14 protein-coding genes are annotated in these 18,612 nt (G+C 59.2%); 8 read left to right on the top strand and 6 right to left on the bottom strand.

The genetic code is table 11. From position 1 onward, the window contains the following. The first annotated feature begins 146 nt into the window (after nt 1-146). From cyoA to cyoE, 5 genes are read left to right on the top strand one after another with little or no spacing between them, the layout of a single operon-like run. Nucleotides 147-1,088, top strand: a complete 942-nt coding sequence (gene cyoA / locus HV822_RS17545; protein ID WP_396264944.1) for a ubiquinol oxidase subunit II — start codon at nt 147-149, stop codon at nt 1,086-1,088. Beyond that, on the top strand, nt 1,088-3,094 hold the full coding sequence (gene cyoB / locus HV822_RS17540; protein WP_238871545.1) for a cytochrome o ubiquinol oxidase subunit I: 2,007 nt from the start codon (nt 1,088-1,090) through the stop codon (nt 3,092-3,094). The genes cyoA and cyoB overlap by 1 nt, the downstream gene beginning before the upstream one ends. Before the next feature lie 2 nt (nt 3,095-3,096). Beyond that, the gene (locus tag HV822_RS17535) at nt 3,097-3,714 is read left to right on the top strand and encodes a cytochrome o ubiquinol oxidase subunit III (protein WP_238871544.1); all 618 of its coding nucleotides are present in this window, start codon (nt 3,097-3,099) and stop codon (nt 3,712-3,714) included. After that, a complete protein-coding gene (gene cyoD, locus HV822_RS17530; protein ID WP_396265177.1) occupies nt 3,711-4,052 on the top strand; it encodes a cytochrome o ubiquinol oxidase subunit IV in 342 nt (113 codons plus the stop codon). Before HV822_RS17535 ends, cyoD begins: the two co-directional genes overlap by 4 nt. Beyond that, the gene (gene cyoE, locus HV822_RS17525; RefSeq protein WP_238871542.1) at nt 4,049-4,939 is read left to right on the top strand and encodes a heme o synthase; all 891 of its coding nucleotides are present in this window, start codon (nt 4,049-4,051) and stop codon (nt 4,937-4,939) included. Before cyoD ends, cyoE begins: the two co-directional genes overlap by 4 nt. A 36-nt stretch (nt 4,940-4,975) precedes the next feature. On the opposite strand, the gene HV822_RS17520 is transcribed toward cyoE, so the two are convergent. Both HV822_RS17520 and HV822_RS17515 read right to left on the bottom strand, forming a co-directional pair. Further along, complete coding sequence (locus HV822_RS17520) at nt 4,976-5,944, bottom strand: alpha/beta fold hydrolase (RefSeq protein WP_238871541.1); 969 nt, start codon at nt 5,942-5,944, stop codon at nt 4,976-4,978. Nucleotides 5,945-6,028: 84 nt separating this feature from the next. Then, nucleotides 6,029-6,478: a multidrug/biocide efflux PACE transporter gene (locus HV822_RS17515; protein WP_238871540.1), complete on the bottom strand. Its 450-nt coding sequence runs from the start codon at nt 6,476-6,478 to the stop codon at nt 6,029-6,031. A gap of 83 nt (nt 6,479-6,561) precedes the next feature. On the opposite strand from HV822_RS17515, the gene HV822_RS17510 reads away from it, so the two are divergent. After that, a complete protein-coding gene (locus HV822_RS17510) occupies nt 6,562-7,437 on the top strand; it encodes a LysR family transcriptional regulator (RefSeq protein ID WP_238871539.1) in 876 nt (291 codons plus the stop codon). A 201-nt stretch (nt 7,438-7,638) separates the two neighbouring features. Beyond that, on the top strand, nt 7,639-8,253 hold the full coding sequence (locus HV822_RS17505; protein ID WP_238871538.1) for a type 2 periplasmic-binding domain-containing protein: 615 nt from the start codon (nt 7,639-7,641) through the stop codon (nt 8,251-8,253). A 390-nt stretch (nt 8,254-8,643) separates the two neighbouring features. On the opposite strand, the gene HV822_RS17500 is transcribed toward HV822_RS17505, so the two are convergent. Continuing rightward, on the bottom strand, nt 8,644-9,474 hold the full coding sequence (locus HV822_RS17500) for an alpha/beta fold hydrolase (protein WP_238871537.1): 831 nt from the start codon (nt 9,472-9,474) through the stop codon (nt 8,644-8,646). Nucleotides 9,475-10,000: 526 nt separating this feature from the next. Here HV822_RS17500 and HV822_RS17495 point away from each other — a divergent pair. Further along, nucleotides 10,001-12,583, top strand: coding sequence for a hybrid sensor histidine kinase/response regulator (locus HV822_RS17495; protein ID WP_238871536.1), 2,583 nt, complete (start codon nt 10,001-10,003; stop codon nt 12,581-12,583). Between the two features lie 20 nt (nt 12,584-12,603). On the opposite strand, the gene tpx is transcribed toward HV822_RS17495, so the two are convergent. The 3 genes from tpx to HV822_RS17480 all read right to left on the bottom strand — a co-directional run bounded on the left by tpx (nt 12,604) and on the right by HV822_RS17480 (nt 18,576). After that, on the bottom strand, nt 12,604-13,101 hold the full coding sequence (tpx, locus tag HV822_RS17490; protein WP_238871535.1) for a thiol peroxidase: 498 nt from the start codon (nt 13,099-13,101) through the stop codon (nt 12,604-12,606). Between the two features lie 67 nt (nt 13,102-13,168). After that, on the bottom strand, nt 13,169-16,873 hold the full coding sequence (locus HV822_RS17485) for a translocation/assembly module TamB domain-containing protein (protein ID WP_238871534.1): 3,705 nt from the start codon (nt 16,871-16,873) through the stop codon (nt 13,169-13,171). Next, nucleotides 16,870-18,576: an autotransporter assembly complex protein TamA gene (locus HV822_RS17480; protein ID WP_238871533.1), complete on the bottom strand. Its 1,707-nt coding sequence runs from the start codon at nt 18,574-18,576 to the stop codon at nt 16,870-16,872. The genes HV822_RS17485 and HV822_RS17480 overlap by 4 nt, the downstream gene beginning before the upstream one ends. Nucleotides 18,577-18,612 lie beyond the last annotated feature (36 nt).

The raw sequence follows: 18,612 nt of genomic DNA, 5'->3' as shown, positions 1-18,612 counted from the left end.
TAGGCAGCACCTGAACGCGCTCATGCGGGAGCGTCACGGGGTGTTGTTGCGTGCGTGATTGGGCAGCCAGGTGTGCGCTTCGCTGGAGCCTGTTGCACCTCGTTCCCTGTCGGGCGCGAGGCCTGTTCAACGACTAAGGCTGCAACATGAATCCGAAGCAGATAACTTCACTCCTGAAACGGCTCGCCTGGCTGCCGCTGCTGATGCTCAGTGGCTGCAAAATGGTGTTGCTGGACCCGAAAGGGCAGGTCGGCGTCGACGAAAAGTCGCTGATCATCACCGCTACCTTGTTAATGCTGATTGTGGTGATTCCGGTCATCGTGATGACGCTGGCATTTGCCTGGAAATACCGCGCCAGCAACACCAAGGCTACCTACCGCCCCAATTGGTCGCACTCCACGGCGGTTGAGCTGGTGGTCTGGCTGATCCCCTGTGTAATCATTGCGATTCTGGGCACCATCACCTGGAAGAGTACTCACCAGCTTGACCCTTACCGCCCACTCGATTCGGACGTCACGCCGATTGAGGTACAGGTGGTATCGCTGGATTGGAAGTGGCTGTTCATCTACCCCGAGCAGGGCATTGCTAGCGTCAACGAACTGGCCTTTCCGGTCGACACCCCCGTCAACTTCAAGATCACCTCCCAATCGGCAATGAATTCGTTCTTCATTCCGGCGCTGGGCAGCCAGATCTACTCCATGGCCGGTATGCAGACCAAGCTGCACCTGATTGCCAACCACGAGGGCACCTACGACGGCATCTCCGCCAACCTCAGTGGCGAAGGCTTTTCCGACATGAAGTTTCAGGCTGTGGCCACCTCGCAGCAGGGCTTTAACGACTGGGTACAGCAGGTCAAGGCCAATACCGACACGCTGGATCTGAACACTTACCCAACGCTGGCAGCTCCCAGCAAGGCTGACCCGGTGCGTTACTACGGCAGCGTTAGCCCAACCCTGTACGAAACCATCCTCATGCAATACCACAACGGCGGTAATCACGCGGCCGGCCACGCAGACCCTCAGGGTCAGCCGGGCCACCAGGCTCACGCGGACGCCGAAATGGGCAGCATGCACACGGAGGCCCACTAATGTTTGGCAAGCTGACACTCGAGGCCGTGCCGTATCACGAGCCGATCATCATGATTACCCTGGCTGTCGTCGCGATTGCCGGTTTGGGTATCTTTGGCGCCATCACCTACTACCGCAAGTGGGGCTACCTGTGGACCGAGTGGCTGACTTCGGTTGACCACAAGAAAATCGGTGTGATGTACATCCTGGTTGCCCTGATCATGCTGCTGCGCGGCTTTGCCGACGCCATCATGATGCGCGGCCAGTTGGCCATTGCCGAAGGCGCTTCGCAGGGTTACCTGCCGCCTGAGCACTATGACCAGATCTTCACCGCCCACGGTGTGATCATGATCATCTTCATGGCCATGCCGTTCATGGTAGGCCTGATGAACATCGCGGTGCCGCTGCAGATTGGCGCCCGCGACGTTGCCTTCCCGTTCCTGAACTCCCTGAGCTTCTGGCTGCTGGTGGCTGGCGTGATTCTGGTCAACGTTTCGCTTGGGGTAGGGGAGTTCGCCCGCACTGGCTGGGTTGCCTATCCACCGCTATCCGAGCTGGGCTACAGCCCAGGGGTTGGGGTCGACTATTACATCTGGGCGCTACAGTTATCGGGGTTGGGTACGCTACTAACAGGTGTCAACTTCCTGGTCACCGTGTTCAAGATGCGCGCGCCGGGCATGAGTCTGATGAAAATACCGGTCTTCACCTGGGCCTGTACCTTCACCAATATTCTGATTGTCGCGTCCTTCCCGATCCTGACCGCCACACTGGGCATGCTGAGCCTGGATCGCTACCTGGATATGCACTTTTTCACCAACGAGCTTGGCGGCAACGCCATGATGTACATCAACCTGTTCTGGGCCTGGGGTCACCCCGAGGTGTACATCCTGATCCTGCCGGCGTTTGGTGTGTTCTCTGAGGTCATCTCAACCTTCTCAGGCAAGAAGCTGTTCGGCTACACCTCGATGATCTGGGCCAGTGGCGCCATTACCGTGCTCGGCTTTATCGTTTGGCTGCACCACTTCTTCACCATGGGTTCTGGCGCCAACGTCAACGCCTTCTTTGGCGTCGCAACCATGGTTATCGCGGTGCCAACCGGGGTCAAACTGTTCAGTTGGCTGTTCACCATGTTCCGTGGCCGCATCCAGTTCACCACGCCCGTGCTGTGGACCCTGGGCTTTATGGTGACCTTTACCGTGGGCGGCATGACCGGCGTGCTGCTGGCAGTCCCGGGTGCTGACTTCGTACTGCACAACAGCTTGTTCCTGATTGCCCACTTCCATAACACCATCATTGGTGGTGCGGTGTTTGGTTACCTTGCCGGCTTTACCTTCTGGTTCCCGAAGGCCTTCGGCTTCAAGCTGGATGAGCGTCTGGGCAAGGGCGCCTTCTGGTGCTGGATCACCGGCTTCTTCGTGGCCTTCATGCCGCTTTATATCCTCGGCTTCATGGGCATGACCCGCCGTCTGAACCACTACGACAACCCGTTGTGGCAGCCGTACCTGGTCGTTGCGTTCTTCGGTGCGGGTCTGATTCTGTGCGGCATTGGGTTCCAGTTGGCGCAGTTGGTGGTCAGCCTGCGCAATCGCGAATCCCTGCGTGACCTCACCGGTGACCCGTGGGGTGGCCGTACCCTGGAGTGGTCTACCAGTTCGCCGCCGCCGTTCTACAACTTCGCGGTAACGCCAACTGTGCGTGCACTGGATGCCTTCCAGGACATGAAGGAGCGTGGCGAAGCCTACCTGCGCCCTGATCATTACGCGCCCATCCACATGCCTAAAAACACCGCTGCCGGCCTGATTATCGGCCTGCTGGGCGCCGTGTTTGGCTTTGCTCTGATCTGGCATATCTGGTGGCTCGCAGGCGTCAGCTTCATCGGCATGATCGCCACCTTCATCGTGCGCAGCTACAACGAGGACGTGGACTACTATGTGCACCCGGATGAGATCGAGCGCATTGAAAACCAGCACCACGCCAGCTTTGAGCCACGGCTGCTGAATACCCAACCCGTTGCGGAGAACGTCTGACCATGTCCAGTACTGTCATGCACGCTAACCACACCGTGGCGCACCACGACCACGAGCACCACGACACCGGCGGCAACACCGTATTCGGTTTCTGGCTCTACCTGATGACCGATTGCATCCTGTTCGCCTGTGTGTTCGCCACCTACGCCGTGCTGGTTAACCACACGGCCGGCGGGCCCAGCGGCAAGGACATTTTCGAGCTGCCCTACGTGCTGGGTGAAACCGCGCTACTGCTGGTCAGCAGCTGCACCTACGGCTTTGCCATGATTGCCGCCCGTCGCGGCATCAAGAGCCAAACGCTGGGTTGGCTGGCCGCCACCTTCGTGCTGGGGGCTGGTTTTATCGGCATGGAGATCAACGAGTTCCACCACTTGATCGCCGAGGGCTTTGGCCCTGACCGCAGCGCGTTTCTGTCGTCGTTCTTCACGCTGGTTGGCATGCACGGGCTGCACGTCACCGCCGGCCTGGTGTGGATGATCGTAATGATGCTGCAGGTCAGCCAGCGCGGCCTGACCGAGCGCAACAACACACGATTGATGTGCCTGAGCCTGTTCTGGCACTTCCTCGACATCGTCTGGATTTGCGTATTCACCATTGTCTATCTGATGGGGGTTGTCTGATGAGTCATGCGCATTCTGATGCCGGTGCCGGCCACGGCAGCTACGGCTCCTACGCCATCGGTTTCATCCTTTCAGTGATCCTCACTGCCATCCCGTTCGGGATGCTGATGAGCGGGCAGTTCAGCCAGAGTGTCAACTTGATCAGCATGCTGGCTATGGGGGTAGTGCAGATCGTTGTGCACCTGGTCTGCTTCCTGCATATGAACACCTCGTCCGAGGGCCGCTGGAACCTGCTGGCTTTCCTGTTCACTGTGCTGATCATCGTGATGCTGGTGGGTTTGGCTATCTGGATCATGATCAACGCCGACATGCTGATGATGCCCTGGATGTTCCAGTGAAACTCAAACGTTACCTGCTGGTCACCAAGCCCGGCATCATCTTTGGCAACCTGATAGCGGTGGCGGGGGGCTACTTCCTTGCCGCCCAGGGGCAGATCGATCTCGGCCTGCTGCTGGCTACCGTGGTTGGGCTGTCGCTGGTGGTTGCCAGTGGCTGTGTGATGAATAACTGCATTGATCGCGATATTGATGGTCATATGCAACGCACACGGGGCAGGGTGCTGGTCACCGGGCAAATTTCACTGCTGGCGGCAGTGACGCACGGCATCGTGTTGGGCGTGGCAGGCTTTGGCTTACTCTGGTGGTACACCACGCCGGTAGCCACCGCGCTGGCGGCCTTCGGCTTTTTTATCTACGTCGGGGTGTACAGCCTCTGGATGAAGCGCCGCTCGGTCTACGGCACCTTGGTCGGCAGCCTGTCTGGAGCCATGCCGCCAGTGGTGGGCTACTGCGCTGTAACGGGGCAGTTCGATACCGGTGCGGCGCTGCTGCTGTTGATCTTCTGCCTCTGGCAAATGCCGCATTCCTACGCGATTGCCATCTTCCGCTTCGATGATTACAGCGCAGCCGGTATTCCGGTGTTGCCGGTTAAAGAGGGCATTCGGGTCACCAAACAGCATATCGTCTGGTACATCCTCGCCTTTGCAGCCGCGGCGCTGATGCTGACGCTGTCCGGGTTTGCCGGTTACGGGTACCTGGTCATTGCCCTGCTGGTCAGTATCTGGTGGCTCTTGATTGCGCTGTCCGGCTACCGGGAGGAGGTCGATGACCGGGTCTGGGCGCGCAAGCTGTTCGGCTTCTCGATCATCGCCATCACCGCGCTGAGCCTGATGATGTCGATTGATTTTCGCGCCGTCCCTACGCCCTTGCTGTTTACCGGCCTGTAACGCCCCAGCCCCTTATCGGGGCTGGGGAAACTCGACTCAGGCTTTAGCAAACGCCAGCAGGTCACCGTTGACCTGCTCGGCGGCCTCGTTTTGCAGCCAATGCCCAATTCGCGGGTACAAGGCTATCTCCAGCTGCGGCACGCGGGCACCCATCATCTCGCGCAGGGCCGCTTCATCTGCGCCCTGGATGACCATGTCATCACTGCCAGCCAAAAACAGCACCGGACAGGCGATCACCTTGTTGCGCAGCGGCAGCAACTGCCGCCAGTTCTCGTCCAGATTGCGGTAGTAGTTTATCCCGCCGGCAAAACCGCTGTGCCGATAGGCCTCCAGGTAGTACGCCAGCATGTCGTCGCTCAGCCAGCCCGGCTGTACCTTGGGCACACCCAGTCGACCAATCCAGCCACCGCCCTCGGACAAGGCCTTGCCCAGAACCGGCGGATGGCGCGGCGTGTCAGGCGAGCAATAAAGCGCGCGCAGGATGCCCTCGGGGTCGGCGTCAAATTCGGCCTCGGCCACGCCCGGTTCCTGGAAATAGACCTGATAAAAGAAATTGCCAGCAAAGTACTCCCGCAAAAACTCAATAGGCGGAATATCGGCAACCGGTCGCAGCGGCACACTCATGATGACCAGACGTTCAACGAGTTCCGGGTGCAGCTGCACAAACTGCCAGCAGTTGATCGCGCCCCAGTCGTGGCCTACCAGCAGTACTGGCTGGCCGTTGTTGGCGTAACCGATCAGCGCCTGCATAAAGGCGGCGATGCGATTTGCGTTGTAATCCGCAATCTGCGGCAGCGCTGCGGTCTCGCCAAACCCGGGCATGTCCGGCGCAACGGCGCGAAATCCGGCGTTGGCCAACGCTACCATTTGCGGCCGCCAGGAGTACCAGCACTCTGGCCAGCCATGAATCAACAGCGCCACCGGCCCCTCGCCAACGCTGGCAATACGCGTGTTTACGCCGTCAATCAGGCGATGCTCCAGTTGAATGTCGTCAACACTGTACATGCGCGATCCTTATTATTGTGCGGTCAGTGTCCGCATTAATCCCCAGGGGCAGGGGAGCGTCAACCCAGATTGGCACAGTGAATGTCAAACCTGCTGTCTGGAGGCCAAAAGGCGCGGGCGATATCGATCGTATAACCAGTTGAACACAAGCGTGTAAGGCAGAAACAGCATAACCAGGCCGATATCCAGCATCAGCGCCTGCAGCAGATCAACCTGCATCCACCAGGCAATCATCGGCACCAGCGCCACGATCAGGCCCACCTCAAACAGACACGCATGGGCCAGACGCAGGCGCAGGGTGCGTCGCCAGCCACGCCGGCGCTCCAGCGCCTCAAACCCCGCAGTGAAAACCATGTTCCAGAGCACAGCAATAAACGACATCATCACCGTCAGCACACCGCTGTGAGCCAACGACTTGTCGCTGACCAGGGCCACCAGCGGTGAAAACAGCACTACCGCCACCCCCTCGAACAACAAGGCATGGACGACCCGTTCAGACAAAGATTTGCGAGGCACCACAACAGCCACACTCATGGAAAAGACTCCTATCATTCGACAGGTGCATTTTCTACGGTCTATCCTGCAGTTAGAAGTTAGCAACCATCGGCTAAACCGATATGAAGCTGTCTCCCGAATCCCTCGAAGCCTTTACCCAAGCCGCCAGCCTGGGCAGCTTCAGCGCAGCTGCACGACGCCTGGGCAAAAGCCAGTCCACCGTCAGCGAAGCGATTGCCCGGCTGGAAATCGACCTGGGCGTAACACTCTTCGACCGCAGTGCCAAATCCCCGGTGTTGAGCGAGGCAGGGCAGGGGCTACTACGCCATGCCAACAGCGTACTAGCGGCGGCAGAGCAGCTACAGCAAGCGGCTCACGCGCTGTCGGCCGGCCTGGAACCGCGCCTGACGCTGGTACTGTCGGACGCCTATCAGTCAGCGCACTACAGCGCGCGGCTGCGGGAGCTGGCAGAGCGTTTTCCCGAGCTGGAGTTTGAATGCATTTTTGCCGAACATGAGGACATAGTGAGCCTTATCAGCAGCGGCAGAGGGACGCTCGGCCTGCTGCCCAGCACCGGTGCCCACCCGCCGGAAATAGGCCGCGCCAGCGTCAACGAACGGGCCGAGTTTGCTCTGTATGTAGCCAATGAACACCCGCTGGCAAGGGTCTCCAGCGTTGATCTTGGCCAACTCGGGTTGCACCGGGCATTACGCTTGAACACGCTTAGCAAAAGCCGGCAAAGCGAAGAGCAAACAGCGGGCAGCATACGCAGCTGGAGTGCCCCCAACTATCTAATACTGCTGGACCTGGCGGTTCTGGGGTTCGGTTGGGCGAGCCTGCCGCGCTGGTTGGTCGATAACTACGCGGCGGGGCGCTTGACTCAGTTGAACGTCCCTGGCTGGCCGCGACAACAGGCGCTGGAAGTCATTTGGTCACGGCAACGCCCCCTTGGGCCCGCCGCCAGCTGGCTCCGCGAGAGCCTGTTGACCGCGCCCTAAGGCACAGTGTGACTGCTATCCTTGCTGTCTGGACCAGCCGAAAAAAGCCTGACACCCATGTATCTACAGCGCCGACACTATCTACTGCCTGCCTCACTAGTAATAGCGGCACTGTTGTTCAGCTGGTGCAAGGCCAGTGCCCAAGCACCGCACGTCTGGCGCATCACATCGCTTGAGTGGGAGCCGTACGCCAGCTCCCGAATGAACAACGGCGGCAACGCCATCCAAAACCTGCGCAACGTGCTAAGACAATGCAACATCGAGCTGCAGGTGGAGTTCTATCCTTGGCGGCGCGCGCAGGAAATCGCGCGTGACAGTGACTATCTTGGCTATTTTCCGGCTTGGCCGGAGGAGGTCAGAAGCGGATTTGTGCAGTCCCATCCGGTTGCCTCGTCCAATTTGGCGGTGATGGGGCTAGCCGACAGTGAGATTGCACCGGACGACTTGCCACAGCTATTCGAGCGTTATCGCATCGGCGTGGTAAACAGTTACGCCTATCCAGCCAATGTGCATGCCCTGATGCAGCAGTACGCAGTCAACACAGACAGCGGAGCCACCAGCGATCTATCGCTTTTAAAAATGCTCGCGGCCGAACGCTTCGACCTGGCCATAACCGACCCCACGGTACTGCAATACCTCGCCGACAAAGAGGGCGCTGGTGAGCTGAAGGTCATCAAGCGTTTACCTGACTTGCCACTGGTAATAGCGTTGCGTAGCGCGCCTGACAACCAGCCACGTATCGAGCTGATCAAAAGGTTGTTGCGTAACCAGATGTCAGGCGAACCTGTTAGCCAGCGCGATTGTGCGCTGGAGTAGGAAAACCAGAAGCAAGCAAGCCAAAGCCCCTTGGGCTGAAGAATACGATATTTAACATAATATATATTATGCGAACTTATATGCATGGTGCTCAGAGGCACAGCGCAGCATTTGGGTGTCCACACAAACATTCAAATTCAACACAATATATTGTCCTCCGTGCTTGCGGGCTTGGCCGCATCAAGAGGAACAAAAGATCAGTCAGGAGAAAGAAACGTCCCGTTACCTTTCTGAAAACGTTCAGAGCCACTTCAGAATTCGCAGAACCAGGAAATTAGATACTTGCACAGTCGTTCTGAGCCAGTACCAGTGGCACTTCGAACATCTTTTGCCTCTTACGCTGCAAAGAGCCTAGAAGAAACCTCCTAGGCTCTCGCGTCGAGGTAAACGTCAGCTTCCGATAAACGCCAGAATATCGGAATTAATGGTATCGGCATTTATTGTCGGCATTCCGTGAGAGAACCCCGGATATATCTTAAGGGTGCTATTAGACAGCAGTTGAGCTGAAAGAACCCCTGAGTTCTCGTAAGGCACAATTTGATCATCGTCACCATGTAGGACCAAAACCGGGATGTCGATACTTTCGAGCGCAGCAGTAAAGTCCGTCTGAGAAAACGCCACGATACCGTCGTAGTGAGCCTTCGCCCCTCCCATCATGCCCTGACGCCACCAATTAGCGATAATGCCCTCAGATGGTTCCGCACCGGGACGGTTGTATCCATAAAATGGTCCAGCGGGGATATCTCGATAGAACTGGGCGCGGTTTGCAGCTAGCTGGGCCTGCATATCATCAAACACCTCTTTCGGGAGCCCGCCAGGATTGCTCTCTGTTTTGACCATCAGCGGAGGTACCGCGCTGATGATGACCGCCTTTGGAACGGCGTCTTCTCGATGTCGTGCGATGTAATGAATGACCTCGCCACCGCCCGTGGAGTGCCCAATATGGATAGCCTTTTGCACTCCGAGATGGCTAACAACCGCCGCTACATCGTCAGCGTAGTGATCCATGTCATGCCCATCCCACACCTGGCTGGATCGCCCATGTCCGCGACGGTCGTGAGCAACAACTCGAAATCCCTTCGCTAAAAAGAACAGCATCTGGGCATCCCAGTCGTCGCTACTCAGTGGCCACCCATGGTGGAAGAAAACCACCTGCGCATCCTTCGGCCCCCAATCCTTATAGAAAATTTCGACTCCGTCTTTTGTTGTGACATAACCCATTTTCGTATCTCCTGTGATCATGCAGATTACGAGGCTGCCAACGATGGCAGAGCGCCTTCACTCACGACAGGGGCACACCCTAAAAGCCGCTAGCGTCAAACCCTACAGCGCCGCGCCATGGCGAACTTACTAGCCGATGTGTACGAGTGTTACCCTGGCCGCTAACCCACTCTAGGATTGAAGTAGGCTTTAAGGTCAAATTGTTTTTAGCTGCATAAACAGAGCACCCAATCGACATCGCACCCTGTGGTATCTATTCAGAACCCGCTCCAACGGCCCCTCCCAAACTGCGTGCCGTTGTACTGCATTGCGCATGAGTAAACCGCTACCACACATAGGGCTGCGTTGAACGTCACCTTGCTGGCCGGACGACTATCCAGGTCATAACGGCGCCGTTTTTGCCACTTGGGTTACAGAATCATCATGAAATAGCGTTGAAGATCCATTATCTGCTGCAGCCGATGCGTCAGCCAACTAAGATACGCAATGGACACAATCAGCCCTGCGACAAGAAACTGTTATATCTATGCCTGCAAGTCGTGCTATCTCTACCTTCACGCCGGGACGCGCCTTTGTCAGCCGCAAGAACGCCATTGCCTGGTGTCTTGCTGCGATCGTGCTGCTGGCAACCGTGCTGGTCTGGCAGTATCAGAATGAGCGCGAGCGCGACGCAGCGGACCGTGAGTTCACCCTGCTGACCAACGACATCGCCCAGGCGATCCGCAAGCGCATGATTCACCACGAGCAGATACTGCTCGGTGGCGCAGGCCTGATGGATGCCAGTGGGCAGGTATCGCGCAACGAATGGCGCATCATGGTCGAGCGCTTGCGGTTGGCTGAGAATTACCCTGGCATCCTCGGTGTCGGTTACGCACAGGTGGTCCCCCCGTTGACGCTGGAGGCCTTTGAAAGCGCCGTGCGCGCTGAAGGCTTCGCCGATTTTGCGGTGCACCCCCCAGGGCCGCGCCCCTTCTATACCGCCGTTCTCTATCTGGAGCCCTTCCAGGGGCGGAATCTCGCAGCCTTTGGCTACGACATGTTTTCCGAACCGGTTCGTCGCCAAGCCATGCAGGCTGCCACCGAGAGCGGCGAAACGCGCGTGACCGGGCCGGTGCGCCTACTGCAAGAGACCCATGGTGAGGTACAGGCCGGGATTCTCATGTACACGCCCATCTATCATCGCGGCGCGTCGCTAAATACCTCCGAGCAACGCCAACGCGCTTTGCGCGGATTTATCTACAGCCCTTATCGCATGGGTGATCTGCTCGATGGCATCCTCGGCTCACGCACTCCAGGGGTGCGCTATCGCATCACTGATACAGCAGACGGTCTGGAGTTTCCCCAGCTGTACAGCGACCTGACTCCGGGCAGCGAAAAAGCGCTTTACCAGCGCAGTCTGAACTTGCAATTCTACGGCCGCGACTGGCGTCTGGACTTCGCCAGCACTCCCAACTTTGAACGCAGTTCTGCCGCCAGCCCCTGGATATTACTACTGGGGCTGGCCGCTGCCCTGTTGCTGTTCGCCCTCGCCTCCATGCTGGTGCTGCGCCGCGAGCAGGCCGAGCGCATTGCCCATCAGATGACCCGCAAGCTACGCGCCAGCAATGATGCGCTGCGGCTAAGCGAGGAGCGTAAACGTCTGGCGTTGCAGGGTAGCAATGACGGCTGGTGGGACGTCGATATGCAGAGCTGGCAGTTCATGGCCTCAGACCGGGCCTGGCAGATGATCGGCTATCCGCCCCAGGGCGAAGCCCACTCGCTGCACCGATGGCAGTCGGTGCTGGTACCGCAAGCTCGCCATGAACTGCTGAGCACCTTGCGCGAAGTCATGCAGTCCGAGCGGGACACTTTTTCGGTTGAAACCCGCTTGACCCATCAAGGCGGCCAGAGCATTCCAGTGTTGCTGCGCGGCATCATTCAGCGCGACGAACAAGGCAAAGCCCTGCGCGTCAGCGGGACCATGCTTGACCTGACCGAATCCAAGCGTGTGGAGCAGCTCAAGAGTCAATTTGTCTCCACGGTCAGTCACGAGCTGCGCACTCCCCTCACCTCCATTTCAGGCGCCCTGGCAATCGTCAATAGCGGCACCCTCGGAGAAGTACCAGAAGCGATGGCGCGCATGCTGACCATTGCCGAGAGCAATAGCCAGCGTCTGAATTTACTGATCAACGACCTGCTCGACATGGAGAAACTGGCAGCAGGCAAGATGAAATTTGACATGCGCCCCTATGCCCTGACCGAGCTGATAGACGAAGCACTGAACGCCAACCAGGCGTTCGCCATCAGCCGCGATATCACACTGAAGCGCGAGGGCGACTGCCATTGCTGGGTACGGGTGGACAGCATGCGCCTGCACCAGATACTCAACAACTATCTCTCCAATGCCATCAAGTTCTCGCCCGCTGGCAGCGTGGTCACCGTGGCCATTGAACGACTGGGCGAACAGGTGCAGATAAATGTCATCGACCAGGGTGAGGGCATCCCGCTGGCCTTCCAGTCGCAGATATTCAGTAAATTCGCCCAGGCAGACGGCTCGGATCGCCGCGAACAGGCAGGCACAGGCCTCGGCCTGGCGATTACTCGCGAGCTGGCTCAGCAAATGGACGGTGAGGTTGGGTTCAGCTCCCTGCCAGAGCATGGCGCTACCTTCTGGCTACGCCTGCCGATTGAAGCTGAAGATGGCGAGTCTGCCGAGCGTGATGGTTCCGACGGCTCACGCGCCATCCTGATCCTCGATGATGACCCCATGATCGCTGACTTTATCGCGCTCATCGTGCGCAAGTCGGGCTATGAGGCCACTACCGCCAACAGTGTGTTGGAGGCACGCGGCTACCTTAGGGAACACACATACGCCGCACTGTTAACCGACCTGCGACTACAGGACGGCCACGGCCTGACCCTGATCCGCGACTTGCGTACGGACCAGACAACAGCTGCGCTGCCCATTCTGGTGGTATCGGCTTACTGTGAGGAAGGCCAGCGCCTGCTGTACAACGGCAACGCTGAAGATACGGCTATCGCCTGGCTGGACAAGCCGGTGAATGAGAAAAAACTGGTCGGGATTCTGGAGGAGCTACTGCAACGGGCAAGAACAGCGGCCACGCGCTAACGCGTGACCGCTCGGCAGGCTCAGAGAGCAGCCAAGGCCGCCTCGTAGTTCGGCTCCTGGCCAATCTCACTGACCAGCTCACTGTGCAGCACCTTATCGTCCTCATCCAGTACCACGACGGCGCGGGCTGTCAGACCAGCCAGAGGCCCATTCTCGATATCTACGCCGTAGGCACGTACGAACTCACGTCCACGCATGGTAGACAGGTTTACCACGTTATCCAGGCCTTCTGCACCGCAAAAACGCGCCTGGGCAAAGGGCAGATCAGCTGAGATGCACAGAACGACCGTGTTGTTCAACGCGCTGGCCTTGCTGTTGAAGGTGCGTACCGACGTGGCGCAGGTCGGTGTGTCGACGCTTGGGAAGATGTTCAGAATCTTGCGCTTGCCCGCCAGGCTTGCGAGGCTGACATCGGACAAGTCTTTGGCAACCAGGCTGAAGGCCGGCGCGTTGTCGCCCTTGGCCGGAAACTGGCCGCCTACGGAAATCGGGTTACCGCGCAAAGTGACGCTAGACATGATGACTCCTTGAACGTGCCTTGGCACGAGATGGGTGTTGGTGCCTGCCGCCCCGAACTGGGCCGCGCTAAAAGTCGATACGATAGAAGAAATCCAGCGAGCTGGCAAAGCCGCTTACCGCCTCCAGGTACAACCTGCGCGTCAATTCATAGCGCAGGGCCAGTTGGTTGGCTGGCTCAAACACTCCTACACCATAGCGCACGCTGAGCTTGTCGGTAATGCTGCCGCTGGCCACCACCTGGGTTTCATTGCCGCTGCCTTCGGCCTCGACGGCAAAGTCTTCCAGCCCCAGGGCATTCCCAATGCCGCGGGTAATCGGCGCGCCGCCGGCCAGGCCCAGCCCAAGTGCGGCTTGAGCCAGCAGGTTGTTGTCCCCCTCCTCGCCCAATGGACGGCCGAGAATCAGGTATGACATGGCTTCCTGCTGGGACATGCCAGGCTCCGAGAAGACCTCCGACTTGGGACTGGTGGCGTTACCAGTGATGCGCAGGCCGGCGATCACATCATCAACCTCGCGAATCGCCTCAACATTCAGATAGGGTTGGCTGATAGGGCCGGAAAACAGCAGCAACGCCCGGCGCAGCTTGAGTTCCTGACCAAGACGGCGGAACTCGCCATCGAGTATCCGCAGGTCACCATTGGCGGTCAGGTTTTCCTGCACTTCCAGTTGGCCGCTCAAACGACCACGCAAACCGAAAGCGCTGAGCCTCAACTGATCGCCGATATTGAGTTTGACGCGGGCCGAAACCCCCAGACCCGCCGTCTCCTCTTCTGGCTCCTGGCCGACAATGACTACGTCGGGGGACACCTTGACTGCGCTGGCAGGCAACTCCCGCACGCGGATGTCACCCTCCGGAATCGCCAATTCACCACTGATCTGCAGGCTTTCGTTGTGCAGCGCAATTTGCAGGTCTGGTGCAACTTGCAACTGCGCGTAGGGCTCGACAAGCACCGGCAACGCATTGCCTTTGAGCTGCAGAGCTACATCCAGCGGCGCCCAGCCGACTTGCCCGGTCAGGCTGCCCTGGCCTTGCTCTCCGCTACGCCAGCGGCCGTCCAGCTGTGCCTGGGTGCCGTCAATACGGATATCGGCCTGCAACTGCTCTAGACTGATCGGCAGGTTACGGCCTGACACCAGCCCTTCGCGTAACGTCAACAACCCGGTTACCACCGGCTCGCTCAAGGCCCCAGCCAATGTACCGGCACCGTTGAGGGTCAGCTGCAGCTCGTCCACATCGGGGAGCATCGGGCGCAGAAAGTCCAGCTTGAGGTCGCTCAGTTCATAGTCGCCTGACAGGCTCTGGGCGCCCGCCGGATCGGCAATGTCGGCATTAACCGCCAGCCGACCGATCACATCACTGCTGAGCAGCAGCTGAGTGCTGGCAATGCGCGCTTGCAGCTGGGTATCCAACGCCAGCTGTTGGTAGGGGAAGTCCATCAGGTCATCGCCATCACGCACCTGGATAACACCGTCGTTGCTGCGCACGACCACCTTGCCAACCGGCGCCTTGCCCGGCGTCTGACTGAGCTCCACCTGAGCGTCGAGCAGGCCCTGCCAGCTAAAGTCCTCCGGTAGCCAGGGCTGCAGGTCGGCCAGATCAAAGGCTTGCAGGCGCACGTCCAGCTTGCGCTCTGGCATCAGCGTCTGCTGTTCGTTAAAGCACAGCCGGGCTTCAGACTGCTGCCAGCAATGCCCGGAAAGCTGCAGCCGGCCATCGCTCAGGCGGTAGTCGATGTTGGCCGCCTCCTGCATCACCAGCTGGACGTGCTGGTAGCCTAGCTCGCCTCGATTCAGGGTGCCGCGCCATTGACTGTCGCTCAGCGCACCGTCAAGTTGCAGGTCTGCATCGGCCACGCCGTTGTGCAGCTGCAGCGCCAGCTGATGTGCAGCACGGTTGCCGGTAACATCCAGCTGCAAGTCGCCTATCAGGGTACCCGCACTGCGCAGCCCATTAGCCGACAGCGCCAAGCGCAGGGGTAGCAGCTCGCTGAGGGTAACGCTGGCATCCAGACTGAGCGCATCGAGCCCCTGCTCATCCATGCCAACCCCCTCCCCGCGCAAGGCGGCACTCAGCTGCGGCGCTGCGCTGCTGCCAGCTAGCTGGAGATCGCCGACCACACTGCCCTGCAGACCCGGCCAGAGCGTTGCCAGGCGGTCAAGTTGCAAATTGAAGCGGCCGGTTACCTGCTGCCCCCAGCGAGCACTGCCGTCAATACGGTTCTCGCCCTGCCGCACCCGTAGTTCAGGCAGCAGCCAGTCATTGGCCGGCTTGTCCAGACGACCCGTGATGGACAGCGGCTGGCGCCGCAGTGTGCCGCTGATATCCCAATCCGCCTGCAGTTGCAGTTGCAGTTGCTCGCCGCCCAAGCGACCGCTGCTGTTAAGCTGCCCGTTCAGAGCACCAGGCAAGGCCGCAACAAATACCGCAGGGTCGATACCTTGCAGACGAAAGCGACCATCCCAGGCCAGCGCGGGCTGCAAGGTGAGATCGACCTCACCACTCGCTTCGCCCGCGTCAGTCAGTAACTGCAGCGGACTGATCTTCAGCTGATGCTGATTGCCTGCAACCTCGGCTTTGACATTGACCTGTTCACCCGCAACGCCGGTCAGCCGCCCCTGCAGGCTCGCATTGACCTCCTCACCCTGCAGCTGCGCGCTCACGGCGAGCTGCTGCAGCACCACCTCGCCGGTGCCCACCGGGTACAACCATTGCCAGGGGAAGGCATCCATGGCCAGATCGGCGCTAGCTTGCAGACCATCAGACCAGCTGGCGTCTGCCTGCAGCGACAGTCGTCTGGCAGGTTCGTCTGCCACCTTCATCTGCAGGGCCAACAACGGCGCTCCTCGGGTGTTTACCTCAGCATCCAAGGCCAGAGTGACAGCGCCCCCTTCGCCCGGCAGGCTGGAGCTGGCTTGCAGTAGATAACCGTCCTCAAGGTTGCCCTTTATTTGCAGCAGCAGGTCGTTAAGCGTCAGCGATTCAGGCAAGCTGGCGAGCGCCAAAAAAGGCTCGCCCTGCCAGCGCAAACTGACTGGGTAACCGGGCTCAAACAGATTGGCCTCGCCACTTAACTTGCCTGGCAAGTAGCCACGGCTGCCAACATTCAGCGACAGTGCCCGCAGGTCACCCGCGGCCCTTGCATGCACGGTCCAATCGCGGCCGTCGACGGGCGGCAGATTGGCATCGGCGGTTAGCTGCAGCGGCCAGTCACCGCGCGTTTGCAGGCTGCCGTAAAGCTGCCAGTCCAGATCGGGGCCAACCCCAGAGAAGCGTTCAATTACCACCTGATCGCCACTCGCCCGCACCACCAGATCCAGTTCGCTGAGCAGCGCAGTTTCGCCATCCAGCGATAGCTCGCCAAGGTAAAGCTCGCCAATCTCCAGCCCAAGAGGCAGTTGCACCTCTGGCAAACTAAAGGGGGCCGGCTCTTCTTCGCTCTCGCTGGCTTCACTGATCACCACCACGCGCTCGACCACCAGCCGGTCCAGGCACAGGGTTTTGCCGAACAAACAGGCGGGCGTCCAGCGCAAGGTTGCATTGTCGATTTGCAGGTTGAGCGTGTCATCGCGCCAGGCAATTAGCGAAAAATCCCAGCCATGCCATAAATCGCCCTGTTCAAAGCCCAGCTCCAGCCTCGGCTCCAGCGCCTCAACCTTGGCGAACAACCAGCGATTGACCTGTTCGCTGGCCAGCAGAAAGCCCAGCAGTATCGGCAGGAACAACAGGATAAACAGACCGCGTACCAGCGCCCTGAACAGAAAACGGCTCACAGTTCAGGCCCCATGGAAAAGTGAATTTTGTAGCCTTCGTCCGGGTCCGATAACGACCTAGCCAGGTCAACGCGAATCGGGCCGATCGGCGAGACCCAGCGGACACCCACGCCGACACTGGTTTTCAGCGGATCGGTCAGCGAGTCGATGGCGTTACCGTAGTCAACGAAGGTCGCAGCTCGCCACTTGTCGATGAATTCGTACTGGTACTCTGCGGTACTGGCGATCAGGTAGCGCCCGCCGACCGTTTCGTCAGTGCTGTCGACCGGTGACAGACTCTGATAGTCGTAGCCTCGAATGCTCTGATCGCCGCCGGCGAAAAAGCGCAGCGACGGCGGGATGCTGGAAAAGTCGTTGGTAGCCACCGCACCCAGCGCCAGGCGACCAAACAACCGGTGGTTATCAAAGGCCGTATACAGTCCCTTGACCTGCCCCATGACCCGGGCAAAGTCGACGGTTGAGAGAACGCCTTCCTTTGCGCCCTGCACATCCATCAGCACGCTGTAGCCGCGGCTGGGGTCAACGCCGCCAGTCGCTTGGGTGCGTTGCAATACCAGGCTCGGAATCAGTAGCGTGGATGTACCAGAGTCGTCGCCCAGCGAGAAGATCTCATTCTGCAGGCGAAGGCCAATGGTGCGCTGCCAGCCACTCTCCAGGCGAGTATTGAGCTCCGCACCGACTGCCAGACTACGGGTCTCAACGTCATCAATGTCTTCGTGTTGCCAGCCCACGAAATAGCGCAGATTGTTGTCGATGGGCGGATCAAGCGGCACTTGGTAAAAGGCGGTGATTTCCTGACGCGGCGCCGACAGCTCCATATTGGCACCACGGCTATGCCCCTTGGGGTTGACCCAGTGCTGATCCCAGCTGAGCTTGCCGCGCACACCCACGTCGGTTGAAAAACCGCCACCAAGGCCCAGCGAGTGCGGGTCACGCTCGGTAATTTCCACCTGCACGGGAACGTCTTGTCCGCTCGCCTTATCCACCGGGGCTGTCACTAGTACGCCATTGAAGTAGCCGCTGGACAGCAGGTCCTGGTTCAGTTCACCAACCAGATCTGCGTCATAGGGTACGCCGGGCTCAAATGGCACCATGCGCTCCAGCAGCTCCGGGTCAAAGATGGTTTCGGAGAAATGGACCTGGCCCAAGCGGTAACGTGGGCCGGTGTCGTACTGGATATCAATGTCGGCGCGATTACTTTCCAGATCAACGCGCAGCTCGTGCTTGAGGTATTGCCCCTCAAAGTAACCATAGCGAAGCGCGCGGTTGTTGATCTGCGACTTTACCCCTTCATAGCGGCCATGATTTAGCACCGCGCCCGGGGTCAGCAGCGCGGCAGTGGGGAGCAAGAAGGCGTCTGTGTTCTGGCCCGGCCCCATAATCTCGATGGACACCTGGCCCAGACGTACCGGTTCGCCCAGCTCAACGCGCACCTGCAATACGGGAGCGTCGTCGGTGCCACCGATGCTCAGCGAATTGCGCGTGTGATAATAGCCGAGCGCCTGAGCCGCCAACGTAGCCTGCTCTTCAATATGGCGAAACTGCCGCTCCAGCGCTTGCCGGCTATCATCATCGACCGTGCCGATATAAGCCTCAATGTTCTCGCGGACTGCTTTTTTTGCCGGTACCACAGTAACTTTCAGGCTGGCCTGCGCCCCGAACGCAACCAACAATAAACCAACCAATAATATCGCGCGCCCCATGAGCTCCTTCCCGGCAACATCAGCAGACAGATGCTA

It is taken from the genome of Halopseudomonas maritima, from assembly GCF_021545785.1.
In the GTDB taxonomy this organism is placed as follows: domain Bacteria; phylum Pseudomonadota; class Gammaproteobacteria; order Pseudomonadales; family Pseudomonadaceae; genus Halopseudomonas; species Halopseudomonas maritima.
The sequence above is the reverse complement of the archived record's forward strand: the minus strand, read 5'-3'. Positions and strand labels throughout refer to the sequence as shown.